At 70.3% G+C, this 23,652-nt stretch carries 20 protein-coding genes, 1 pseudogene and 1 CRISPR repeat array; of the genes and pseudogenes, 12 read left to right on the top strand and 9 right to left on the bottom strand.

Annotated features, from left to right (window positions below; genetic code table 11):
- On the bottom strand, positions 1–1,323 hold the full coding sequence (locus F4561_RS27315) for an MFS transporter (RefSeq protein WP_184584369.1): 1,323 nt from the start codon (positions 1,321–1,323) through the stop codon (positions 1–3).
- A gap of 190 nt (positions 1,324–1,513) precedes the next feature.
- Here F4561_RS27315 and F4561_RS27310 point away from each other — a divergent pair, with 190 nt between their 5' ends.
- From F4561_RS27310 to F4561_RS27300, 3 genes are all read left to right on the top strand, one after another.
- On the top strand, positions 1,514–2,119 hold the full coding sequence (locus tag F4561_RS27310) for a TetR/AcrR family transcriptional regulator (RefSeq protein WP_184584367.1): 606 nt from the start codon (positions 1,514–1,516) through the stop codon (positions 2,117–2,119).
- Positions 2,120–2,541: 422 nt separating this feature from the next.
- Positions 2,542–3,141: a CRISPR direct-repeat array (repeat unit 29 nt; unit sequence GTGCTCCCCGCGCACGCGGGGATGGTCCC).
- A 75-nt stretch (positions 3,142–3,216) separates the two neighbouring features.
- Positions 3,217–3,600, top strand: coding sequence for a UTRA domain-containing protein (locus F4561_RS27305; protein WP_184584365.1), 384 nt, complete (start codon positions 3,217–3,219; stop codon positions 3,598–3,600).
- A 97-nt stretch (positions 3,601–3,697) separates the two neighbouring features.
- On the top strand, positions 3,698–4,822 hold the full coding sequence (locus F4561_RS27300) for a methyltransferase domain-containing protein (protein WP_184584363.1): 1,125 nt from the start codon (positions 3,698–3,700) through the stop codon (positions 4,820–4,822).
- Positions 4,823–5,089: 267 nt separating this feature from the next.
- On the opposite strand, the gene F4561_RS27295 is transcribed toward F4561_RS27300, so the two are convergent.
- Positions 5,090–6,286, bottom strand: coding sequence for a helix-turn-helix transcriptional regulator (locus F4561_RS27295; RefSeq protein ID WP_184584361.1), 1,197 nt, complete (start codon positions 6,284–6,286; stop codon positions 5,090–5,092).
- A 137-nt stretch (positions 6,287–6,423) separates the two neighbouring features.
- On the opposite strand from F4561_RS27295, the gene F4561_RS27290 reads away from it, so the two are divergent.
- From F4561_RS27290 to F4561_RS27270, 5 genes are all read left to right on the top strand, one after another.
- On the top strand, positions 6,424–6,570 hold the full coding sequence (locus F4561_RS27290) for a hypothetical protein (protein ID WP_184585400.1): 147 nt from the start codon (positions 6,424–6,426) through the stop codon (positions 6,568–6,570).
- On the top strand, positions 6,567–6,785 hold the full coding sequence (locus tag F4561_RS27285) for a helix-turn-helix domain-containing protein (protein WP_184584359.1): 219 nt from the start codon (positions 6,567–6,569) through the stop codon (positions 6,783–6,785). The genes F4561_RS27290 and F4561_RS27285 overlap by 4 nt, the downstream gene beginning before the upstream one ends.
- On the top strand, positions 6,782–7,030 hold the full coding sequence (locus F4561_RS27280) for a hypothetical protein (RefSeq protein WP_184584357.1): 249 nt from the start codon (positions 6,782–6,784) through the stop codon (positions 7,028–7,030). Before F4561_RS27285 ends, F4561_RS27280 begins: the two co-directional genes overlap by 4 nt.
- A 157-nt stretch (positions 7,031–7,187) precedes the next feature.
- Entirely contained in the window at positions 7,188–7,424 is a 237-nt protein-coding gene (locus F4561_RS27275) for a hypothetical protein (protein ID WP_184584355.1), read from the top strand.
- A 745-nt stretch (positions 7,425–8,169) separates the two neighbouring features.
- Positions 8,170–8,553, top strand: a complete 384-nt coding sequence (locus F4561_RS27270; protein ID WP_184584353.1) for a hypothetical protein — start codon at positions 8,170–8,172, stop codon at positions 8,551–8,553.
- A gap of 526 nt (positions 8,554–9,079) precedes the next feature.
- On the opposite strand, the gene F4561_RS27265 is transcribed toward F4561_RS27270, so the two are convergent.
- From F4561_RS27265 to F4561_RS27250, 4 genes are read right to left on the bottom strand one after another with little or no spacing between them, the layout of a single operon-like run.
- Positions 9,080–10,369 carry a TIGR02679 family protein gene (locus F4561_RS27265; protein WP_184584351.1) on the bottom strand — a complete coding sequence of 430 codons (1,290 nt, stop codon included), beginning with the start codon at positions 10,367–10,369 and terminating at the stop codon, positions 9,080–9,082.
- Between the two features lie 42 nt (positions 10,370–10,411).
- Positions 10,412–14,680, bottom strand: coding sequence for a TIGR02680 family protein (locus F4561_RS27260; protein ID WP_184584349.1), 4,269 nt, complete (start codon positions 14,678–14,680; stop codon positions 10,412–10,414).
- A complete protein-coding gene (locus F4561_RS27255) occupies positions 14,677–15,945 on the bottom strand; it encodes a TIGR02678 family protein (RefSeq protein WP_184584347.1) in 1,269 nt (422 codons plus the stop codon). Before F4561_RS27255 ends, F4561_RS27260 begins: the two co-directional genes overlap by 4 nt.
- Positions 15,942–17,567 carry a TIGR02677 family protein gene (locus tag F4561_RS27250; RefSeq protein WP_184584345.1) on the bottom strand — a complete coding sequence of 542 codons (1,626 nt, stop codon included), beginning with the start codon at positions 17,565–17,567 and terminating at the stop codon, positions 15,942–15,944. Before F4561_RS27250 ends, F4561_RS27255 begins: the two co-directional genes overlap by 4 nt.
- 188 nt (positions 17,568–17,755) lie before the next feature.
- Between F4561_RS27250 and F4561_RS27245 the strand changes: the two are divergent.
- Positions 17,756–17,884 (top strand): annotated as a pseudogene (locus F4561_RS27245) (IS481 family transposase); the annotation flags it as partial.
- Positions 17,885–17,897: 13 nt separating this feature from the next.
- Here the strand turns inward: F4561_RS27245 and F4561_RS27240 are convergent.
- Both F4561_RS27240 and F4561_RS27235 read right to left on the bottom strand, forming a co-directional pair.
- Positions 17,898–18,476, bottom strand: a complete 579-nt coding sequence (locus F4561_RS27240; protein ID WP_184584343.1) for a dihydrofolate reductase family protein — start codon at positions 18,474–18,476, stop codon at positions 17,898–17,900.
- 382 nt (positions 18,477–18,858) lie between these two features.
- Positions 18,859–19,077: a hypothetical protein gene (locus F4561_RS27235; RefSeq protein ID WP_312885660.1), complete on the bottom strand. Its 219-nt coding sequence runs from the start codon at positions 19,075–19,077 to the stop codon at positions 18,859–18,861.
- Positions 19,078–19,215: 138 nt separating this feature from the next.
- Between F4561_RS27235 and F4561_RS27230 the strand changes: the two genes are divergently transcribed.
- The 3 genes from F4561_RS27230 to F4561_RS27220 all read left to right on the top strand — a co-directional run bounded on the left by F4561_RS27230 (position 19,216) and on the right by F4561_RS27220 (position 22,776).
- The gene (locus F4561_RS27230; RefSeq protein ID WP_184584341.1) at positions 19,216–21,393 is read left to right on the top strand and encodes a GMC oxidoreductase; all 2,178 of its coding nucleotides are present in this window, start codon (positions 19,216–19,218) and stop codon (positions 21,391–21,393) included.
- A gap of 304 nt (positions 21,394–21,697) precedes the next feature.
- Positions 21,698–21,940: a hypothetical protein gene (locus tag F4561_RS27225; RefSeq protein WP_221446345.1), complete on the top strand. Its 243-nt coding sequence runs from the start codon at positions 21,698–21,700 to the stop codon at positions 21,938–21,940.
- Positions 21,937–22,776 carry an aldo/keto reductase gene (locus tag F4561_RS27220; RefSeq protein ID WP_184584339.1) on the top strand — a complete coding sequence of 280 codons (840 nt, stop codon included), beginning with the start codon at positions 21,937–21,939 and terminating at the stop codon, positions 22,774–22,776. Before F4561_RS27225 ends, F4561_RS27220 begins: the two co-directional genes overlap by 4 nt.
- 197 nt (positions 22,777–22,973) lie before the next feature.
- Here F4561_RS27220 and F4561_RS27215 read toward each other — a convergent pair whose 3' ends face one another.
- On the bottom strand, positions 22,974–23,630 hold the full coding sequence (locus tag F4561_RS27215) for a response regulator transcription factor (RefSeq protein ID WP_184584337.1): 657 nt from the start codon (positions 23,628–23,630) through the stop codon (positions 22,974–22,976).
- Positions 23,631–23,652: the final 22 nt, after the last annotated feature.

The raw sequence follows: 23,652 nt of genomic DNA, 5'->3' as shown, positions 1-23,652 counted from the left end.
TCATCCTTCCCTGCTGCGGGCGTCGTCGAGTACACGCTGGGCATCGCGTCCGAACGTCCAGCGTGCGGCGATCAGGGGCAGGCCGGCGAGGGCCATTGGCACGGTGAGTACGAGGAACGCGGTGACCAGGGAGCCGCTGTAGTCGGAGACGGCACCCGTCGCCATCGGCCCGAAGGCCGCCCCGGCGGTGAGTAGCAGCTGCGGGAACGCGAACCCCAGGCCCCGCGACTCGGCTCCGACCACGTCGGCGATGCTGGCGAAGTTGTTCGGGATCGCCGTGGACATCAGCATCACGGCGACCAGCAGTCCGGCGGCGAACGCCGGAAGGGCCTGCTGGGACAGCGCGAACATGAGAACCAGGGCTCCCGCCGTCACCCCGGTCCCGGCGACGGCCATGCGGCCGCCCCGGAAGGCGGCGTCGGCCCGGCGCCCCAGCCACGAGCCGAGCAGCGTGCCGAGGAGGACCCCGGAGATGGTGACGGTTCCGGTGACCGTGCCGGCGACGCCGGCACCGGTGTCGAAGGTCCGGTAGATCATGCTGGGCATCCAGAAGAAGATCCCCTGCAGGCCGAAGGTCAGCAGGCAGACGCCCGCCGCGACCAGAACCAGCGTGGGGGTGGTGAGGACTCTCCGCAGCTGCCTGCCGAACCGGAGCGGGACGCGCACCGTCGGCGCCGCGCCGGGGGAGTCGCGGGTCGGCGCCCCCGCCTCCTCGGCGTCGAGGGCGCCGCGGGCCGGCTCGCGCAGCCACCAGCACAGCAGTCCGATGAGCAGCCCGGGAACCGCCATGAAGAGGAAGACCGCACGCCAGCCGAACGCCTCCCCGATGAGGCCCGCGAGCACGGCCCCGAAGCCGCCGAGGTATTCGGTCACCCGCGTCCAGCCGTAGATCTTGGGGCGCGTCCGCACCGGGTAGTAGTCGGCGATCAGGCTCCCGGCCGCCGGGTTGTCGAGCTCCTGGGCGGCGGACAGCAGCACCCGCAGGGCGTAGAACACGGCGAACCCGGTCGCCAGGCCGGAGCCGAGCGTGACCAGGGCCCAGCACATCACGACGACGCCGATGATGCGGGTCCGCGGGTAGCGGTCGGTCAGATATCCGGCGGGCAGGACGACCAGCACCGACGCCACGGCCCCCGCTGTCGCGATGGAGCCGGCGGCGGTGTCGCTGAACCCCCAGTCGGCCTGGATCAGCGGCAGGGCTCCGCTCATCAGCTGGTGTTCGATCCGGTCGACCAGTCCGACCAGGAACAGCACGACGAACGGTGCCCAGCCGTGGGGAGCGGCCGGCTTCGCCTTCGCGGGCGCTCGGAGCTCGCCCAGCATGGCACCTCCAGACCAGAATGTTTTCTAGAATAGATTCTAATATTGCAGAGTTGCACAGGTCACAAGAGTCGTCCAGACATCAAATGTCACATCCGTGTAACGGCGTTTCAGGGGGTCGGACGTGTCAATAGGCTGACGGAGGAGTCGGCTGGGTGCCGGCCGTAGTCGGCAGGAGGGCACAGTGGCGCGCATGGCGAGAGGTTCCGGCGCCTGGCAATGGAGCCGTACTGTCGAGACGCGCGAGGTATTCCTCGATGCGGCCCGCGAGGTCTTCGGAGAGAAGGGCTTCACCGAGGCCTCCGTGGCCGACGTGGTGGAGCGAACGGGCCTCAGCGTCGGCAGCCTCTACCACCATTTCGGTGCCAAGGGCGAACTCTTCCTCGCGCTGTACGAACGGCACCATGCCGAGCAGGAGGAACACGCCTCCCGCGCCGTGGCCGAGACCCGGGCGCAGGGCGAGGAGAGCCGGTTGGAGCTGTTCCTCGCCGGAGCACGGGCCTACCTGGACGGCGCATGGCAGCGGCGTGACCTGATGCGGCTCTTCAGGGAGGGCGATGCACCCCCGGGGTTCGAGGGGGCCCGGCACGCCCGGATCCGCGAATGGATCTGGCGAAGTGCGGCCCTGCTGAACACCACTGACGACGCCCTGGGGCGGCTGACTGTCTCCACCCTCACCTCCCTGATCAGCGAGGCCGCCCAGGAGGTCGCGGCCAGCGAGGACAGGAAAGCCAAGGATGCGGTCGTCGAGGCGACGGAAACCCTCATTCGCCGGCTGGCCCCCTTCTCCCCGAGCTGAACACGCTCGGTATGCGGCGACCACCACCGCCGAAGAGCGGGGGAACACCCGGGGCGCGCGAACGCCCCCGCGCTCGTGCACCCGGCTCAGGCAGTCGAGGGCGCATTCCGTGCACGGGTAAGGGGCCGAACGCGGCGCCACGGCGCTGCTGGGCGCGGGCCAACCGCCGCGCGGACGGCTCCCTCCCCACCGACCGCGAGATCGCCGCCCAGCTCGACCAGAAAGGACCGCTGGGGACGGTTGATCAAGCAGTGGGGACAGCAGGGACACTTCGATCGGGCTACGATGTCCACACTCGCGCTGGAGTGGCCGGTACTGGCTTCAGGGCTGGGCGGACTCGTATTGCTGTGAGGCTTTTGTCGGTTTCTCATGAAGTGAATGAGATGGGCCTATAGGGTTAGCGAAGACGCAGGTCATTCACTGTGCTCCCCGCGCACGCGGGGATGGTCCCGGCAATGCAAGTTTCCTCGCAGACAAGCATGTGTGCTCCCCGCGCACGCGGGGATGGTCCCCAATCTTTACGCCACGGAATCCACGTTCAATAGTGCTCCCCGCGCACGCGGGGATGGTCCCCCAATCGTCGAAGGCTTCTGAAGCGCCTTCGGGTGCTCCCCGCGCACGCGGGGATGGTCCCTCGAAGCCAAGCTCGCCCGCGTCCGGGCCGACGTGCTCCCCGCGCACGCGGGGATGGTCCCGTCGCGCATCAACTTGTGCCAGCTGGTGGTGCGTGCTCCCCGCGCACGCGGGGATGGTCCCACGTAACCAAGATGGCTACCAACGCGCGCGGCGTGCTCCCCGCGCACGCGGGGATGGTCCCCGCGCACGCGGGGATGGTCCCCGCAGCACGCTGCGGCCCGGACCGTCATGGCTTGTGCTCCCCGCGCACGCGGGGATGGTCCCAGCTCCCGCCATTCGTCGCGGGACAGGGCCCGGTGCTCCCCGCGCACGCGGGGATGGTCCCGCGCCAAGCCACGCCCATTCGACGGGGGATATGTGCTCCCCGCGCACGCGGGGATGGTCCCGACCACCTGACACACAACCGGCGCCCCCGCGAGGTCCGCCGACTCGCCCCCACCGACACCGCCAGCGCTGAAACCGTGCACCCCGACGCGGACACCACCGAAACCCGGCAACCCCCGCCTGAGAACGCCGCAGTCGCGCTCAACGCGGCCCCCGAACAAGAACTCACCACGCGTTCCGCCACCATCACCGGAGACCACGGTGTCGTCGCACTTCGCACCACCTACACCACCGACACCGGACCAATCCCCGAACCGACCGAGGCAACCACCCAGACCTACGCACGCCCCCTCAACCACGCAGAAGCCGCCCAACTCCAGGCCCCACCCGGCGTTGTCGCCCTGGTCCAAGACGAAACCGCCTACCGCCACGGCCGCGCCACCGCCTTCACCACCACCGTGTACCGCTCCGACGCCATAAGCCTCACCGACCACTACACCCCACACCCAGCGCACACGTGACCCAGCCCAAGGCGCGAACGTGCCTTGCCGATACGGCGGGATGGCCGTTCGCGGCCGAACCCCTGACACACCGCAGCCCCCGCGTTACCGTCGCACCATGGCAACGCCCGGTCCTGACGACCTCGCCCACCTGTTCAGCCCTGAATGGGCCACCGCGATGCGGGCAGCACCCCGGGAGCACTTCATTCCCGACGCCGCACGTGCCACCCCGATGGGGGACACGCCAGGGAATTGGATCGACCGCGCGACTGATCCCGCGGCATGGCGCGAGGCGGTCTATAGCGACACCACGATCCTCACCCAGATCGACGACGGTGACACCGACCTCACCGCCGAGACCGCCCAGAGGGGAACCCCGTCGAGTTCCAACACCGCTCCGAGTCTCGTCGCGGAGTTCCTTGAACTACTGGACCCCTACTTGGGCGATCGGGTGTTGGAAGTCGGCACCGGTACCGGATGGACTGCCGCACTTCTCTCCGTACGGGTCGGCGCCGAGAACGTGACGACGGTCGAGGTTGACCCAGCCGTCGCCGAACAGGCACAGGCCAACCTCAAGCGCGCCGGATACGCCCCGCATGTGGTGGTGACTGACGGCGCCCAAGGCCATGCCCGCGGCGCGCCTTATGACCGGGTACATGTGACGTGCGGTGTGCGCGAGATTCCGTATGCCTGGGTCGAGCAGACCCGCCCAGGAGGGGTCATCGTCACCCCGTGGATGCCCGCCAATATGGCGGGACACCAGCTCCGGATCGTTGTTACCGGCGACGTAGGAGTCGGCCGCATCTGCGGGGAAGCCTCGTTCATGATGCTGCGCGAGCAACGGTTTCGACCACCAGACGCCGCACCTGATGCGCGGATATCGGAGTCTCGCGTCGATCCACGCCGTGTCAGCTACGCCGGATCCGGGCTACGTGTGGCGTTGGCTGGGCTGATTCCGGGAGTCAGCTTCAGCGGACTTGACCGCCCGGACGGTCTTCACCAGGTGGCAGTGCGGCATGGCGGGTCCGGGTCCGATGCGGTGTGCCGAGCAACACCCGGTGAACCCGCCGAGGTGAAGCAGTACGGCCCGCGCTCCCTGTGGGACGAACTGGAGCTTGCCTACCTGGCATGGGTCAGCTGGGGCGAGCCCCAGTGGGACCGGTTTGGCGTAACGGTCGACGCCGATGGCCAGCATGTCTGGCTCGACAGTCCGACGAACCGCATAGCGGAGGTACAGCGCTGATGGGGAAGCACGGCAAGGAAGTCGAATGCAGGAACTGTCACGGGTCTGGCCAGGTCGAGGAATCTCAAGACGGCAAGATCGTCTGGGTAACCTGCAAGATCTGCCACGGAAGCGGCAAGGTCTAGAGCGGTGACCAGGGGCGCCGGAGGTGACTGAACGCCCCAGACGTGACCAGCCGCACCGTATCCCATGGGGAACACCGACCACACTCGATGGGTCCGGACGCTGTGTGGTGAGCGCTTCGCGATGTGGTCGAGCCGAGAGCCGCTAGGCAGCGCTTAGAATCTCCCGAACTTCGGGCACGTCTCGGAACGGTTCTAAAGACATCCGTACGACCTGCGCGCGTTCGGCTGTGCGGTCACTTCCCAGGTCCGTCGACATGTCCAGCATTCGCCGAGCCACGTTCGCCGCTTGTTCTGGTTCGTTCGCATCCGCGTAGGCGACGGCCAGCCACGAAAGGTAGAGCGCCATCTCACGTGCGTGTGTGGCGTCGTAGCGGGAAAGCACATCGTTGAGCAGGGGAACCGCGCGGAGCGGGCGCCGGAGTTCGGTGAAGGAGCGGGCTTCCATCACTTGGAGTTCTCCGGCGTCGACCCAGTAGAGCCAGGTAGGTTCGTCTTCTCCACCGTGGCGGGACAGGGCTTCCGCCGCTTCCCCCAGCGCTCGCATGGCGGAGCGCGCGTTACCAGTCTTTGTGTGCGCCCACGCCACCCGGTCCCAGAACAGGGCACGGGCGCGCGGTGGCGCTTCGTCGCCCGCTTCGGTGAGTGCTGCCTCCGCGAGTTCCACACCGTCAGACTCGCGATGGGTGTTCGACCATTGGTAGGCCAGGGATCCCGCGAGTTGTCCCGCAAGAGTAGCGTCTCCCGCCTCCCGCGCCGCTGATAGGCCGAGGCGGTATGTGCGCTCCGCTTGGTCGTGCCGGCCAGCGTCAGACGCGATCCATCCGGCGATCTGGGCCAGTTCCCCAACGGCCACGCGTAGGGCCGTGCCGACCTCTTCCGTTTGCGTGCTCTCCCGCAACAGGGTGACGGCAGAGTCCAGCTCGCGAAACGCAGGACCAACAAGGTCGTGTCCGGCTAGGACGTCGTCCGCGAGCCTGAGCGCATGGACACGCGCGCTAAGCCGTTCTGCTGTCGATTGCCCGACACGGCGCCTATGTGTCGCTGACAGCTCCGCCACCGGACGTTCCCCAGGCAAGAGTTCGGCGAGCGTGGGAGGCTGCGGCACACAGGATTCCGTTATGGCGCGTTCAAGCGCTTCTCTGGTCACGCCGAGCACGTTCGCGATATGAGGAAGCCAGAACTTCGGGACGCGGCGTCCGGCTTCCCACCGGTACACCTCCTGTCGCGTCACCGTGGCACGACCCGAGTCCTGGCACAACGCGTCGGCCAATCGCTGTTGCGACCAACCTCGGTCGTTGCGACGCCCCTTCAGCATCTGAGGGAACGTCTCGGGTGTCATGAGGCCATTTTGGCCTACAGATTGGCCTACAGACAGGCCCACCACACATCTGCTCCCGCAGTGAACAGTGGTGAGACACGGGACCCCCGCGAGTGCGGCAAACACTCCGGGGGCATGGCCACCAGCCCGAGGAGCTGATGACGTTGACCAGTCTGCCACCGCGCCGGAGCGCACGAGTCCGCCCCTACTTGCTCGTGGTGGAACGCCTGCATGCCGCACAGGCCCACGCGTTCGGCCAGCTCGCGGGCTTGGCGGTCTTGATCAGTCTGGGGGTTAGCCGGTGAGCGCCCCCGAGGTGAACACCTCCTACGCACACTTGAACTTCTACGTGCTGTCCACCGGGGAGGCAGCACGGGAACTGGGCATCGACCCGTCCACGATGCGTCGGTGGGCCTACGCGGGACGCATCGCCTACGTCACCGACCCCAACGGGTGGTTCCTGTTCGGTATGGGCAGTGTCTACGCCCTGCGCGATGCCAGGAGGGAGGGGAACCAGTGAGCCTCACCCATAGGGAACTCCATACCCTCAGGGACCTCATCGACGAGCTGATCGCGGCCACCGAGGACCACACCTACTGTCTCGGCCCGGTACGCGATACCTCCCTTGAACTGCGTGAACTACTCACCAGCCACGATTCAGAATCCCTAACGGTGGAACGGGTCACCGCCAACTGGAAGTGCCCCGTCAAGGACTGCCAGTTCGCGTCGATCACCCCGATGTCCCACCCGTGCCCCCTGCGCTGAGCTGACCACAACCAAGCGGAAGACAGCCCACCAGGGACAACGTCACCGAGCACAAGACCCCCACGGCGGCCACGCCCCTTACTCCAACCGTGGTCGCCGTGGGCCACCCCCGGAAGTCATTGCATCTTGCTGGACCTAGCCGAAGAAAAGAGGGCCGGTGAACAAGAGCACCGAAACCCTACCCGTCCCGGAACTACCGGACGAGCTGATTCCGCTGCAGGAAGAGTTCCGCCACTGGTGGCACATCAGCTACGACCCACTATGTCGCACAGCCCTTTACACTGCCCACCCTCGCTTTAGCCACGGAAGAACCATCCGAACCGACACCATCCACCTACTGGACCGCATCCTGACCACCGCCACCCCCGACGAAGACGAGAAGAGCGGTTCGTAGCGCGGTTCAGATTTCCCCTACAGGGTCAAGGCTGCCCGCCCGCGCTCCGCGCGGGCGGCCATCGCTACGTGCATACAGGGACGGCCGTAGGTCGGGACGCTTGCCCGGACACGCACGCTGCGCGCCCGACTTCGTCGGGTGCTCGCACGCGGCCCGGTCCGCGCCCTCCCCGGCCTCACCGTCCGCCACGCGCTCTACCGCCGCTTCCGGCACGGTAGGCAGGCCCGCCCGCGCAGGAAGTTCCCACCCAGCACGCCCCGCTTTGCAGCGACCAGGCCGAGCACGAGCCGTACCGGAGTCCGCACCGTCGCAGTCGCCACAAGCAGCTCCGCTGGCCAAGTCGGGCGGCCGGGTCCGTACGCGTTCGCACCTCGCGGCGGGACCCGAAGGATCGGGGCCAGTCGGGAACTACGCGGTGGAGCCAGGGGCCCCGACCTCGCACAAGCTTGCGGCCCCGATCCGCCCGCCACGAGCCGCTCTGCGCGCCCGGACCCGTCCACCCTCACCACCGCGCACCGCAGACCCCCACCACAGCGGCACGAGGTCAGAATGCGGGCGCGTCACGACGAGGCATCGAGCCACGCCGAGACGCACGCCTCCACCCCACGGCCATACGCCGCACCCGAGGCACACACCCATCCTCACCGCATCGTGGCCAGCGCCGCACGAACCGGCCACCGCTGGCGCGTGCCCCGCACCCGCGTCCACCGGACAGGCGCACCGCCGCCCCGGTAGGCTCCCCGGTATGGCCGACGACGACCCCGTTCGCGACATCGCCACCGCGCCCAGCGCCCAAGCACGCGCCCAGGCCCACGCGCGCGACGCCGAAGACCACGCCCAGCGCATCGCCACCGAACTACGCCGCACCGGCGCGGTTGTGCTTGCCTGCGCCGACGACGCCGAGCGCGACCAGGCCCGCCACGCCGGACGCCGAGCAGGCGACATCATCGGACGCTCAGTGCGCACAAAGATCCTGCCTGATCAGAGCGTCGGTATCTGGGACGCGGAGCGCCAAGACAACCCCCTCCAAGCCCGCTTGGACGAACGCCGCGCAACCCGGACGATGGATCAGGCGTTCGCACGTCTGGGCCCACTCACCGGACACCACACCCCCGACGTTGGCCCGTGAGCACGGGCCACACCCAACCCAGACCCCCAAACCGCCCACACGCCAGGGCATCCAGAGCCCCATCCAGGCCCCGCAGACTGGCCCGCACAGGGCCCGCGAAGGATGAGCAACCCCGCCCACGCGTGCCCACGCGTGCGACACCACCACCGCCCCACAACACCGGAATTCGGAATCATCCCAGGTCACCGGTACCCGCCCTGACATGCGAAAGGGGCGCCACCCACTTCAGGTGACGCCCCGAACCCTGTCCCCTCACACGCGGGGATGGTCCCGAGGACCACTCACCCAGCTCATCCAGGCCCACGTGCCTCCCCGCGCACGCGGGGATGGCCTTCCTTCCGGCGGATGGTGTCGTAGAGTGATCGGGCGAGGGCGTTCAGGTCTTGTGTCACGCTTCGGCTTGAACTCCCTCGTCTCATGTTCAGGCCCGGCACCCCCTAGAGTTACTCATCTAGGCCGCGCGGCATCGTCGCACCGCCTGAGGGGCACCCCGCGCGGTATCCCCCTCCTGCACGGCGCGAGCGGGTCAGGGCGTGCTCAGGTCACCGAGGAGATCGTTGAGGACCGCCTCCTCCTCGACGCGCGTCCCCACCTCGTTCATAGCCTCGGTCAAGGTGGCGTCCCACGCCGCGGTCAATGGCGTTCCCATCAGCGGCGTGCCGGGCGCGGCCCGCACCGCGGCACGGTAGTCGGCGGCCGAATAGCGCCACGGACGCCATGGCACCCGGCGTAGCAACGTGTTGGCGATGCGGACGCCGCCCCAGTCGAAGTCGCCGTGGTAACGCAGCTCGGCACCGGCCGCGCCAAGCTGGCGGAGCAGGGTGAGGACCGCCGTCCCCGGCTGGCCCTGGGTGCACACCAGCGGGAGACAGCCCGCGCCGAGGTAGTCGGCCGCGGCGGACACGACGGCGGGGTTCTCACACACGCGGACCACGGTTCCGTTCGGCAGTGGACGTGCGGGGGTCTGGACCAACTGACGCAGCGTCAGGACGGCGGGCTGCCCGGCCTCCCGGAGCGCGGCCAGCGCCCGTCCGGTCGGTGTGGCGGTGTCCCCCGGCAGCCCGAAGGCCAGAGCGGTGCTCGACAGGTCGTCGGTGAGCAGCCCGGCCGCCGTCCACGCCTCGCGGCGCCACTCCGCTCCGCTGCCGGCCGGGACGCCGGTCAGGGCGCGAGCCGCGCCGAGAGCGAGGGTGCCCAGCGGGCGGCCGTCGTCCAGTCCGTGGGCGTCGCCGCAGACCCGCGCGGCGAAGGTGGCCAGCCCGACTCCGTCTGCCGGCAGCGCAGAGACAACGGTGGCCAGGGTCCGCAGGGTGGGGGCGGCCTCCGCGGGCGTGCCGAGGAGGCGGGGGACCAGCCCTGAGGCACGTAACCGGGCGCACCATTCCGCCAGCTCCGGGCGCCGCGCACAGGCTGTGGACAACGGCTCGTAGGCCTCGTCCCACGCGCGGGTCAGGTCCGCCTCGACCTCCGCCCGCGGCCGTACGGGTCCACCGGTCAGCTCCTCGACCGCCGCCGCAAGGCCGTCCGGACTCGCTCCCGAACGTCGCAGCACCGCGTCGACCGCGTCCAGCGACACAGTGAGGGAGCTTCCGGGACGCGGCCGCCGCCCGAGCAGCCGCTGAATGGCGTCCCGCTGCTCGGGGGTGGCCGAGGAGAGGGTGACCACGCCGGTCAGCTCCTGGCCGCGCTCTATGCGGGACCGGGCGCGGTCCACAAGCCACCGGATGTCCTCGGTGCCGAGCAGCCGCTCCAGCCGCGGCCGGTCCGCACCCTTTCCCGTGTCCCCGTTGGGGTCAGCGTCGCGGCTGGCCGACATCGTTCTCCCCACTCTTCCCGCCGGCTGCGCGGGGCCGGAGCGTCACGACCACAGCGGCTCCTGCTCGGTGTCCGCATCCGCGTGGTCAACGACCACCCCATCCGCGCCGCTGGCCGCGAACGAGGGCGGGTCGGCGACGCGGGTCCGCCGGCTGCCGTCCCACTCCCAGCGGGTCACCAGCACCGCCGGGACACCGTCGACACGGGAGAGATGGGCGATCGCCAGGCCGGGGACCTCCGGGTAGCAGCCCCACTCCCGCTCGCTGGTCATGACCACGTCCAGGTCGAACGAACGCAGCAAGCCCAGGCATTTCGCGCGGGAGTCGTCGTCCACTCCCGCGAACGCCTCGTCGAGGGTGATCAGCCGCGGCGCGTGCGGGTTGCCCGCGCTCGCGTAGTGCGAGGACGCGGCCGCGAACAATGGGACGGACACTGACAGCACCCGTTCGCCGCCGGACGCGGGACCGGTGGCGCTGTTCCACTTCCCGTTCTGGTGGCGCTCCACCGCGAACTCGTGCCACGACCGGTAGTCCAGCGCCTCGGTGAGATGCTCCAGCCATGTCCCGCCGCGCTGGTCACGTGCTCGCACCCGGTCGATGTGCGCCTGCAGGAACTCGCCGATGGCCTCGCGATCCTGTGGTGACCACGCGTCGCTGTGCTGACGTAGCAGCCGCTCCCGGGCGGCCTCCAGCCCGGTCGGGGCGTCTTTGCGGGAGGGACGCCACACCAGCCGGAGCCGCATCCCGGTGCTGGTGGGGCGGTCATCGAGCTCCGCGTTCAGCTGAGCCACCTGCCGTTCGGCGCTGCCGACCAGCTCCTGGAGGGTGCCCGCGACCTCGGTTATGAGGTGGTTCTCCAGGATCTCCCGCTCCCGCGCGGACAGGATCCGCCGACGCTCGGCGATCTCCTCGGCCAGTGCCGCGGCGAGCTCGGGCACGCCGCGTTCCCGACCCTGGAACACGACCCGCACGACGACGCCCTCCTCCAGGGACTGCGCCGACGCGGAGTGCCCGTGCTGGGACAGTACGTCGCGCAGCGTGTTCAGCTCCTCGGACAACCGTTTCTGCACCCTGTCCCAGGCGCGGTCGGAGTCGTCGGCCTCGGTGAGCCCGGCCTCGACGGCACGGGCTACCTCGACCGCGGGGCGGGCCGCCCACTCCCGGTCGACGGGCGGGGTAACCAGGTCGGGGAGCGCCACCGCCAGCAGCCCCGTGCCGGTGAACCGCCGCAGCGCGGCGATCGCCTCGGCGCGGCTCGCGGCCGCGGCGTCGATGTCGGTACGCAACTGCTCGATACGTCCGTCGGCGTGGCCTCGCTGCTCGACCGCGCCCTCCTGGTCGCGGCGCGCTTGCCGCTGCCGCTCCTCGCAGTCCTCCCGTGCGCGCTGGTTCTCGGCGAGGCGGCGCTCCAGCTCGGCCACGGCGGCGCCGACGGTTTCCCGGAGGGTGGAGTGCCGCTGCTCCGCGGTCGCGGCCGTGGCCGCCTCGTAGGCAGCGCGTTCGGCCAGCTCCTCGTGGTGGGCGCGGAGCCGGGCCGTGTCGTCGCGGTCGGCGCGAGCCGCCTGCCCGGCGTCGTGTAGTTGGCGCAGGGCGGGCCACAGGTCGGCGAGGGCCAACCGGTAGTCGGTGAGTGCGGTGCGCAATCCGCGCAGCGCCTCGGTGCCGGCGGGGACGCGCAGCTCCTCCGCCGCCTGGTGGAGGGTGTCGGCGGCCTGGCGGGCGGCGTTGGCGGCGACGCCGGCCTTGCGTGCCAGCTCCTCGTGGTGCTCGCGTGCCTCGGTGAGCTGCCGGCTGGCCTCGACCAGTGTGGCGTGCGCGGCGCGCAGGTCCTCGTCGGTGGGCAGGGCGGCCAGCTCGGAGTCCAGGGCGGTGCGGCGTGCCTCGATGGCGGCGACGCGTTCCTCCAGAGCGGAGATCTCGGCAGCGAGGTCGCCGCGCTCTGCCTCCACCGCGGCGATCCGCGCCCGGCGGGCCGCCTCGCGCGCCCCCTCCCCGACGTACTCGGCGTGCTCCTTGGCCCAGCGGCCGGTCAGCGCGCCGACCCGGAACCGGCCGTCCGCGGACACCCAGGTGGTGGCGGGATGGTCGGCGCCGAGGCCGATCGCGGCGAGCACCCGGGCGACTGTGTCGGTGCCGACGGCCGCCGCTCGCGGGTCGCCCGCGTCCACGGCGGGGCGCAGCGCGTTGGCGAGGGTCGCGCCCGGCACGGCGGCGCCGGCGGTGAGCAGTACGTCGTGGGTGCTGGCGTCCAGCACCGTGCCGTCCGGGGCGATCCAGGCGTCGAGCAGCCCGGACACCTCCAATGCGGCCTCCAGCCCTGCGTTGGACCCGGAGCGCTCGGCCCCATCGTCGGCGAAGTCGACCAGCTTCCACAGCGGGGCGCCTGGACGGTCGGTGCGGGCGTCCGGGCTTCGGGTGTGGGGCTGGCGCGGGGCGTGCTGTCCGCCGGCGCGGAGACCTTCCAGCTCGGCGCGAAGCTCCTCGTCGGCGCGGGCGCGGTCCTCGCGCCGCACGCCCAGCGCTGCGGATTCCTCCGCGAAGGCGGCGGCGGACGCGCGGGCCGCTGCCTCCGCCTCGGCGCGGGCCGGGTTCGGGCCGGACAGGTGGGTAGCCCAGTCCTGGAGCCGGTCGAGCAGGCCCTCCTGGTCGGCCGGGCGTAGCTCCGCGCAGCCCGCGAGGTGGGTGCGGACCGCGTCGAGGTGTGCCCGCGCCGTGTCGGCGACAGCGTCCTGGGCCTGGCCGGCGCGCTCGGCGCGGGCGGTCAGCCCGCTCTCGGCGTCGGCGAGTCGCTCCTCCGCACGCCCGCGGCTCTGCTCGGCGTCGGCCGACTCCCGCGCCAATGACTCGACGTGCTCGACGGCTCGCTCGCGGCGGGCGGCCAGTGCCTCGACGGCCGCCCGGAGGGCATCCGATTCGGCGTTTTGCCCGCTGTCCTCGTCGGTTCCGGCACTCGCTCCACCAGCCTGCCCCCTCGACGGCCCTGCCTCCTCGCCCGCGATCCCGGCCAGTGCCGCCAGCGCGGCCGTCTCGCGCGCGTGTTCCCGGCCGATGCCGGCGGTCTCCGCCCGCTCGGCCGTGGTCTCCAGGCCGGTGCGCAGCGCGTCGGAGGCGGCGGTGAGCCGCTGTTCGGTCTCGGCCAGGCGGCGCTCGGCGCGGTCGCGGTCCCCGGCGGCGCGGTCGCGGTCCCCGGTCGCCGACCGGGCCTGCTGGGCGGTGCGGCGCGCCTCCTCGGCGGCCAACTCCAGTTCACGGGCGTTGCGCATCTCCGGTCCGGCGCGCAGTGCCCGCTCCTCGGCGGTGAGCCGGGTGTGGCGCTCCTCCTGGCGCGCCAGTTCGGATTCGGCGGTCTCGATCGTCTCCTGGGCCTGGTGCCGCCGCGCTTCGGTCTCGCCTAGGGCACTGCGAAGCGACTCGTACTCGCGGTTCCGTTCGCGGGGCAGGCGGGCCCGGCGGCGCGCCGCGACCTGTGCGTAGCGCCGGTAGTGCTCCAGGAAGGCCGAGGCGGCGCGTTCCGCGTCGACCATGGAGTCGAGCTGTGCGCGGTCCTCGTCGAGGCTGCGGAACGCCTCGGCGACGTCGGCGATGACGGCCTGGTCCATCGGTGGCAGTGCCTCGGTGAGCGCGCGGGACAGCGCGGACTCGTTGGGCCGCTTGGACAGCTGCGGCTGGCGGAGCTGGATCAGCAGGTCGACCAGGGCCGAGTAGCGTTGCTCGCCGAGCCCGAACAAATGTTCGTCGACCGCCCGCCGGTAGGTGCGCGCCGTGTCGTAGACCATCCCGCGTCCCCTAAGCGCCTCCTCCAACCGGTCCCGGGACAGGGCGGTGCCGGTCGCGTCGAGCAGGCGTACTCCGTCCGTGCCGGGGAGACCGACCCGCTGGTCGGTGACGAAGAACCAGTGGCGGGCGATGCCGCGGCCGCGCACCGCCTTCATCCCGCATCCGAGTGTGCGGAACTCGGACGTACCGTCCTCGGCGGCCCGGCCGAACTCCATCCAGGTGTAGCCGAGGCGCTCGGGGTGCGGGTGCTCGTCGCCGAGCAGCAGGTTCCACTCCATGCGCTTCTTGGGGTCGCCGTCGGGCTCGACCCGGTGCGCCGAGAGGTCGCCGTCGAGCAGGAACGGCAGCGTGAGCGCGAGCACCTTGGACTTGCCGGTGCCGTTGTTGCCGCGCAGCAGCAACCGCCCGTCGCGGAAGTGGAACTCCTCGACGTCGTAGTAGAACATGTCGATGACGCCGACGCGTGTCGGCTGCCACCTGGCCTGACCGGGAACGGGCAGTGAGGCTCCCGTGGTGTCGGTGCGCGGCTCGGTCATGTCCTCGCCTTCCTCCGGGGCGTGCGCCTGCTTGTTTTCGGTGCCCGTTCGCCGGGCTCGCGCACGATCGCCTCACCCACGGCGTAGCGGGCCAGCGCGGGGAGCCGTTCCGCGGTCCGACCGCCCGTCGCGGCGTCCACGCCGGTCCGTACCAGGGACAGCGCTTCCAACTTGACCAGGGCGCGTGCGACCAGGTCGGTCTCGGCGCCGGGTTCGCGGGCGGTCTTGGACCAGTGCCGCGCGTGCTCCGCGGTGAGTTCGCGGACGTGCGCCTCCAGGCGCGCCACAGGGACTTCTCCCTCGGTGCCGGCCAGGTACTCGGCGAGGAGCAGGGTGACGTGGCCGTGCGTGCCCTGCTCGGGCATGCGCACATCGGTCAGGTCGTCGTCGGGGTCAACCATCGCGATCCCCTCAGCGCGTACCTCCGCGACCAGGCCGGTCAGTTCGGTGATGCGGCGGGTGATGGCGCCGCGCTGGCTGCTGAGATAGGCGGTCTCGGCCTCGGTGAGGGAGTCGCGGTAGACCACGGGCTCGTCGAGCAGCCGGCGGGTGAGGGCGTGCCGCAGCTTGCGGTTGCGCAGGTCGTCGCTGTCCATGCCGTCAAGCGCGGGGTCGGCCGCCAGGGCGGCCAGGCGCTCCTCGAAAGGGGCCGCGTCGACCATCGACGGGCCGACCCGCCCGGTGAGCAGGCCCGCGAGCACCCGCCGCTCCACGTCGTAGAGGACGTCTCCGGCGGACTTGAGATAGGCGTCCTCGTCGCCGGCGACCCGGGTGAGGGCGCCGTACCCCAGCAGCAGCCGCACCACCGCGACCAGGTCGCTGCGCTCTTCGCGGTTGTCCAGGGTGAAGGCGATCCCGGTGGCGACCAGCCGCGGCTCCGCGGCCTCCAGCACCACCTGCTCGGCGAGCCGGCCCAGCGCGATCTGGGTGTCGGAGCGCTCCAGCACCGCCAGAGCCAGGCAGAACAGCACGTAGCGGCGGCGGGTGAAGGGCAGCCGGGCGCCGGTCGTCTCTCGGGCGGGGTGGGTGGGGTCGGCCGAATCGCCGGGGAGCTTGCGCAGCCGCGCGGTCTCGGCGTCGACGTGCAGCGACCAGCCGGTGTTGCGGTCGAACCACTCACGCAGCTCCGGTGCCTGCTGCCGGACCAGTCGGAAGTCGTCGACGGTCCGACCCTGATTGCGCAGCAGCGGCTCGCGCAGGAGGGCGCGCGCGGCCCGGCGGATCTCGGCGTCGCGTTGCTCACGGGTGTGGTCCCTCAGAGTCATCCGGTGGCCTCCCGCCCGGCCAGGTCGACGATTTCGACGGTGTGGTCGGGCCCGCGGAACACGCCGTCGGGGGTGTGGATCTCGGCGGCGCCGCCGCCCGGGATCACCCGCATCCGGATCTCCATGGCGCCGTCGTTTCCGGTGGCGACGATCTCGGTGCCGCCGGGCCGCCAGGACCCGAGCGCGTCTGAGAGCAACTGCAGGAACAGGCCGAACGCAGAGGGGTCCAGCTCCCCGAGGTCGGAGAGCCGCACGGGCCCGCCGGTGTCCAGGCGGGCGCGGGCCGCCGCGATCTCCTCGGCCTGCTTGCGGGCGACCTCGGCGAGGTAGCGGCGCTCCTCGCTGCGGTCGGCGACGCGGCGCGGCTTGCCGCGCCGCTCGTAGTGGCCGGTGCGGCGCAGTTGCGGACTGATCCGCACGGGGTCCGCTTCGGCCCAGGGAGTGTCGGCCGGCACCGGGTCGCGCTCGCGCGCGTCGAGGGTGTCGGCGTTCATGGTGAGGTGCCGGGCGGGGTAGAGACCGAACGCGGTACGCCACAGCCGGTGCCGGGCGGCGTCATCGGGCGCTTCGGCGAACCAGCGGGCCAGCACCCGGAAGTCGGCCGAGCGGTCGGAGCGGCCCGCGCGGCGCTCGTTCAGCGTCGAGACAACCGTGAGGAGCTGCGGGATCGCGCTGCGCGCGGCCGAGCGCAGCAGCTTGGCCTGGGCCGGATGGTCCGCGGAGCTGAGGAACCAGCCGCGCAGCCCGGCCCAGCGGTCCCGCCATCCCCCCAGAGCTGTGGCGAGCGCCGCGCCGTCGGGTTCCTCGGTGGCGCCGGGAGCGGCGTCCGCGGCGTCGCGTTCGGCGGCGAGGCGGAGCAGGCGCTCCACGGCGGGCTCGCCCGCGGGGTCGGGCCGCTCCAGGTCCGCGAGCAGGCGGGCGATCTCGGCGCCGGTGGTGATGAGGTCGGCGATGAAGCGTTCGAGGTAGTCGATCAGCCGATCCTTGTAAGCGAGAAACGCGTCCACGTCGGCGTCGTGCAGGTCGATGGTGCGTTGCAGCGACCCCATGAAGGCGCGGGCGTTGTCGGCGAGGTCGGTGAACCGGCCAACCAGGTCGCGCAGCGCCAGGTGCGCCATCGCCGGGTCGGGTGCCGCCTTGCCGGCGTGGGCCAGCAGCTCACGCAGCCGGGCAGCGATGTCGGCCAGCGCCACGGCCTGGAGCGAGCCCTGGCGGCCCAGCGCGGCGTCGTAGGCGGCCAGCGCCTCCTCAGCGGCTTCCCCCGCGCGGGTGAGCTGGTAGATGAACCGGCGCCGGTAGAAGTCCTCGACGGCGGTGACCCGCGTGGTGTCGGGGTCGGGCCGCAGGTTGCCCCACGCGGCGAGCGCGTCCAGCGCCTTGACGACGGTGTCGATGTCGGTGGGGCGCCGCTCGGCCGGAAGAGCGGTGAACACATCCTCGGGCCGCAGGTGGACGGTGAAGCGCTCCTTGGCACGCACGAAAACACCCATGACCGCCCGGTACAGCTCCCCGTTGGGCGCGTTCAGGTGGGCGAACGGCTGATGGTGCGACGAAGCCTCCGCCTTCAGTGCCGACGGAGGGGACGCCTCCACGGAGGGGGCGCGTTCGCTGGAGGGAGACATCACCACCCATTGTCACCGACACGGGGCGCCGGTTTCAGTCGGATTGTCGAGTCCGGAAGGTCGCGATGGACAGGCAGCGGATTGGGGAGAGGCCACTCCGGAATCGGAGCCTTCCTGCCGCGAAGTACTTTCCAACGCTATACAACGCAGTACTTTTGTGCGGCCGCGTTCCCCGCCGTGCAGACCCTGGGGCCCGAAAGAAGCCCATCCAGCCCCACTGCCCCTGGAAGAACGGCAAAGTGGAGCACTACAACACCACCTGGGCCCACACCGCACTCGGAGGCCAGCCACCGATCAGCCGCCTGTCACCAACCTCCTGGCCAAGTACAGTCAGTCGCCGACGCCAGGCGGTCCGTCGAGCACTGTGGGCACGTACTCAAGCAACTGAAGCCGACCGTCGAATGTGCGGCTGTCGACCAAGTCGAGGGTGATGTCGGGATACGCGTCGAAGACGCGGTCCCTCCCGGTGGCGCCGGTGATTACCGGGAAGACAACCACGCGGAAGCGATCCACCACGCCGGCTTCGAGTAGCGAGCGGCACAGGCTGAGACTGCCGATGGTGCGCAGCGGTCGCGAGTCGCGCCGTTTCATCTCCTGCACAGCCCCGACCGCGTCCCCGGCGACCAACTCAGTGTTGCCCCACGACAATGGTGTCTCCAAGGTCGAGGAGAACACCATCTTGGGGATCGCGGTCAATGCGGCGAGGCCGGGATCATCGGGCATCTCAGAGGCGAACCCGGACATCAGCCGGTACGTCGTCGCACCCATGAGGGCGACGTGCTCATGTTCGGCGGATTTCTCGATCCAGGCGAGATACTCAGGCCCCTCCATGCCCCAGTAGCCGGGCCAGCCCTCCGCGGCCCCGTAACCATCGAGCGAAATGATGAAATCCACTATCAGGTTTGACATTGGCCTTCCCTTTTGTCGGCGACGGTGTTGTGCTCTGAGCGCCCTGGGCGAGCCACATCGGCTGACGGGCGCGACAGTGGTGACTGGCCGCAAAACAGAAACTCATCGTTCCGGATCCACACAGCTATACGAGCGCTGCGGGCGCCACACATTCCGCAAACGGAACGACTGCCGACGGTTCACGACGCGCTGACAGCCTCTCGGGCCCGCTGCCGCTCTGGCTGGGCAGCGCCGGTATCGCGGCCCCGCTGGTCGGCGCGCTGCTGACGATGCTCGCGGCGTCATCGATCCTGTCGCGCCTGATCGGGGAACGCCTCATACGCCGCCGGTCCCCGTGTGTGCTCCTACTGGTTGCGGCGTCGAGCGATGGGAGGTCGGCTGCTCACCGGTCTCCTGCCGCACCGGCCGCCTCATCGGAAAGGCGGCCGAGTCCGGGCAGGAACCGGCCGGTGCGCACGGCATAGGTGCGGTACGCGTGGCCGTGGGTGCGCAGCAGGTAGGGCTCCTCGATCGTGCGGACCTGGAGCTGTACGGCCGCGATCAACGCGGCGAGCGCGGCCGCCGCGCCGCCGAGGCCATAGGCGGAGCCCAGCCGTCCCACGTGAGGAGTATTGGGCGCGCCACCGCTGAAGTAGGCGATTGTCACCGACGCGAACGCGCAAGCGTCCACGCGATCGTTGCCGCACGACGGCAGCATCCGCTCAGCACCCCTGCGAAACACGACTTGGAGGGATCGACTGTGAATGACCGATTCGATGCCGATGCCATCGTCATCGGTAGCGGGTTCGGCGGTGCGGTAGCCGCGGCCCGCCTCGCGCAGGCGGGATTCTCGGTCATCGTCCTCGAACGCGGCCGGCGATGGGAGCCCGGCGAGTTCCCCCGTCGACCCAGTCTGGACGACGGCTGGTTGTGGGAGGTCGACCAAGGGCTCTACGACATCCGCTGGCTCGACCGCATGGGCAGTGTCCAAGCGGCCGGCTGGGGCGGTGGATCACTCGCGTACGCGAACGTGTTCGCCCGGCCCTACGAGGGAGCGCTGGACGAGCGCTGGCCCGCCCATCTGCGACGTGAAGAGCTGGACCCGTACTACGACCTCGCGGCGACCATGATGGGTGTCGCGCCGGCGGGTGATGACCCTCGTACCGGGCGGCCCTCGCCCCGCACGAAGCTCATCGAACGACTCACCCAGGAGATGACCATCTCCGACGCCACCGTGCGGCCCAACCTGGCGGTGACGTTCGGCGACCCGGACACCTGGCGGCCGAACGCGCACGGCGTACCGCGCCGAGGATGCGCGTTCGTCGGTGAATGCGTCATCGGCTGCAACCATGGAGCGAAGAACACGCTGGACAACACCTATCTCGCCGTGGCGGAGCGCTCCGGCGCACGTGCCGTCACCGACGCGGAGGTCCACCGCATCGAGCCGCGGGGCGGTGGTTACGCGGTGACCGCCTCGACCCCCTCCGAACCCGACGCGTCCCCGCGCGAGTGGGTCGCTCCCCGGGTCGTGGTGGCCGCCGGGGCGGTGGCCACCAATGAACTCCTGCTTCGGTGCCGAGATGTGCACGACACCCTGCCCGACCTGTCACAGCAGCTCGGCCGGGGGTTCTCAGGCAACGGTGACTTCCTCACCCTGGCCGAGCTCCGCGGGACACAGGACGACATGACGACCGGACCCACCATCACAACCACCACCGTGCTGGACGTGCCCGAAGGACGACGGCCGGTGTGGTACCAAGTGCAGGACGGCGCCTTCCCCCCGCCCCTGAACACCCTGTTCGACACCCTCCTGCCCGCTCCGAGGGCGCGCGGATGGTGGCGGCGGAAAGTCAGAGGTACAACCCCGCGTCAGATCTTCGCTGTGCTCGCGATGGGGAGAGACTCCAGTAACGGGACACTACGGCTGAACGCCTCGGGAAGAGCCACGTTGTCCTGGCGAAACCGTTGGCAGAGGCACCTGTACCGGTCCCAGCTCCGCTTGGGTCCGTTGCTCGCGCGGTTCCTCGACGCACGCCTTTACAACCCTTTCACCTGGTCTCTTCTGCGCCGAACCATCACCGTCCACGCGCTGGGCGGGGTACGCCCCGGCCCCGACACCACCACCGGTGTCGTCGACGAGGCCGGAGAGGTTCACGGTTACCCGGGCCTATACGTCATGGACGGTTCGGTGCTTCCCGCGGCGATCGGAGTGAACCCCTCAGCCACGATCGCCGCCGCCGCGGAACGGTCGATCGAGACGGTGATCCGCCGCTCGGGGCATCACGGGTGGTGTGCCCCCGAGTGGAGCTCTGTGGCTCCCACCGCCGTTCCCGAGGACGCCGCATTCGCGTTTATGTCCGAGCGCCACGCCTCGACCATGGGCGACGGCCTCGTCTTCCGAGAGCGAATGGCCACGCGCCGCCGAGAGCGCCCGAGGGCGGTCATGTCCTTGAAGGCGGAGATCCCCAGCATGGACCGGTTCTTCGCCGACGCGGCACACACGGTACAGATACGGGGCGTGATCGATGTCGAGGGCGTTGCCTCGCAGGCGGACATCACGGGAACGCTTTTGTTGTTCCCCGAGGGGAGGCACGAGGCGATGTCGTACACGCTGCGATTCCACGCTAACGACGGACGGGCGTGGCGGCTGTCGGGTGTCAAGACAGTGCGTTCCCGCACTCCGGTGGCGCTCCTGACCGGACTGACCAATCTCCATACCGAGATCTCCCCTTCCGACGCCGCGTCCGGTGAGGGCAAGCGTTTCGTACTCTCAATCGGTGCCCCCGACCTGGTTGGGCTTGGAACCTCGCTCACCGGCATGGGGTTCACCCGCGCACGCCGAATGCGTGCGGTCGCGCGTTTCGTGTCCTACTTCGCCACCTCCGCACTGCGGCGCCGATCGGCAGCGGCCCGGCAGCCGGGACGTTTCAGGAGCTGATGGCGCTGGTCGCAGCCGGCCGGGATGGCTGCGCCGTCGTAGCTCACAGCTCGCTACCATCCCCCGAACCGACGTGTGCTCATCCCGACCTCCACACCTGGCCGCGGGTGAACCCGTTCGTTCCGCTCCTGGGCGGTGTGCTGTGGGGATCGACTGCTCTGTCCTTTCGGCGGCGGTCACCGATGTCCGACCCAGACATCTCCGACGTCTCCCTGGCGGGCCCGGATGTCGCGGGCATGGCACCGGCGCACGTGGGCGATTGTCGCCGACACGAATGCGGGCGCGCCCACGTGATCGTTGCCGCATGACGGCAGCAGTCGACCGCAAGGCGCCGAACCCCCTCGCACGCGGCACGGTTCTCGCCTCGGCGGCTCTGACGATCATGGCTCCGGCGATCATCGCCCCCAGCCTTCCAACGATGGACTCGCTCATGATCGCCGTCAGCGCCCCAGTGTCCGGCATGATCGCCGACCGTGTGGGGCGCCGCCCGCTGCTCGTATCCGGCCCCAGTCGCGTCGGGGCGGGGCATATTAGGCTGAGAGCATGATCGAGGTCGGTTCTTACCAGCTGAACGACGGCAACTCGCTGCCCTTGGTGGGTTTCGGTACGGTTTCGCTGCGGGGTGAAGACGGGGTGGCGGTGATGCGCGCCGCCCTGGAGTCGGGCTACCGCCTGCTCGACAGTGCCGTCAACTACGGTAACGAGGAGGAGGTCGGTCAGGCGGTGCGCGCCTCCGGCCTGGCACGGGAGGACGTGCTTCTCACCACGAAGATCCCGGGTCGGCACCACGAGTACGACCTGGCCGTGGAATCGGTCGAAGAGTCCCTGCGCAGGATCGGTTCCGACTACCTCGATCTGTGCCTGATCCACTGGCCCAATCCGAGTGTCGGCAGGTACGTCGAAGCGTGGCGCGCCCTGGTCGACCTGCGTGAGCGGGGCCTGGTGCGGTCCATCGGCGTCAGTAACTTCACCGAGCAGCACCTGCGCGTCGTTATTGACGACAGCGGCGTCACACCCGCGGTCAATCAGATCGAGCTGCACCCGTACTTCCCGCAGGCAGCGATGCGCCAAGTTAACGCCGGGCTGGGCATCCAGACGCAGTCGTGGAGCCCGTTGGGTAAACGCAGCGCCCCATTTGCCGAGCGGCCGGTGTCCCAAGCCGCGGCCGCGCACGGCGTCACCCCGGCGCAGGTAGTCCTGCGGTGGCAGCTGCAGCTTGGTGCGCTGCCCATTCCGAAGTCGGCGGACGCGCAGCGGCAGCGGGAGAATCTCGACCTTTTCGGCTTCGAGCTCACCGATGCCGAAGCCATGGCGATCAGTGGGCTGGCCCGGGATGACGGGCGCCTGTTCGGCGGGGACCCGGACGTCCACGAGGAGATGTAGCCGCCGCAGGGCGCAGGGCAGCTCGTCGGGGAACCGGTTTTCGGTTCCGCGGCTCCACGTCGGGCCGGAGCGTAGTGAGCATGAGGCTGGGCGGCGCTCTCCTCGGTCGGTTGTCCGCCCTCGAAGTCGGCGGTCAGATCCGTATCGGTTGCCCGGTTGGCGCCAGTCGTCGCGACCGCGGGCGTGCTGGATGTGGGCTAAACCAGCCCGAGCTCTCTGGCGCGTAGGCCGGCCTGGAACCGGGACCCGGTGCCAAGGGCGTCCATCAGCTCGGCGACCCGGCGGCGGTACGTGCGTACGCCGAGTCCCAGTGCCCGGGCCGCCGTCTCGTCCTTGACACCCTGGCCGAGGAGGTCCAGCACCTGGGGCGCGATCTGCCGGATCTCGGTGACCTGCGCGTCGTAGACGTCCAACTCCGTGGCCGACCGCCACGCCACCTCGAACAGCGAGCTCACGCCCTGCACGGTCTCGGGCTGGCTGATGAGGCTGTAGCTGCGCTCACCGGCCTGCTGGTCCCCTGCGAGGATCGCCACCCGCCCGTCGAGGATGATCGTCTCGTTCATCTCCTCGGTGGTGACGCGGACCTGGGCGCCGTGGCGGTCGCGAGCCGTGGCTATCCGCTGCGCCCACGTGGGGTCCAGGAGCATGCCGGACTGGTAGACCTTGCGGACGCGCAGCCCTTCGCGCCGCGGCTCCTGGCTGGCGGTGAGACCGCCCTGCGCGCGCACCCACGTCCAGGTGGCGAAGTTGTTCGCAGCACATCTGATGTCGGTAGCGGTCGCGAACAGGTGCGCGGTGCGTATGAATACCTCGTCCTCACCACGCACGACTTGGACAGTATCTGTGGTCCGCATAGCACCACTGTGCCGCACGGGC

The organism is Lipingzhangella halophila, from assembly GCF_014203805.1.
Taxonomy (GTDB): Bacteria; Actinomycetota; Actinomycetes; order Streptosporangiales; family Streptosporangiaceae; genus Lipingzhangella; species Lipingzhangella halophila.
This window is presented reverse-complemented; position numbering and strand designations above follow the sequence as displayed.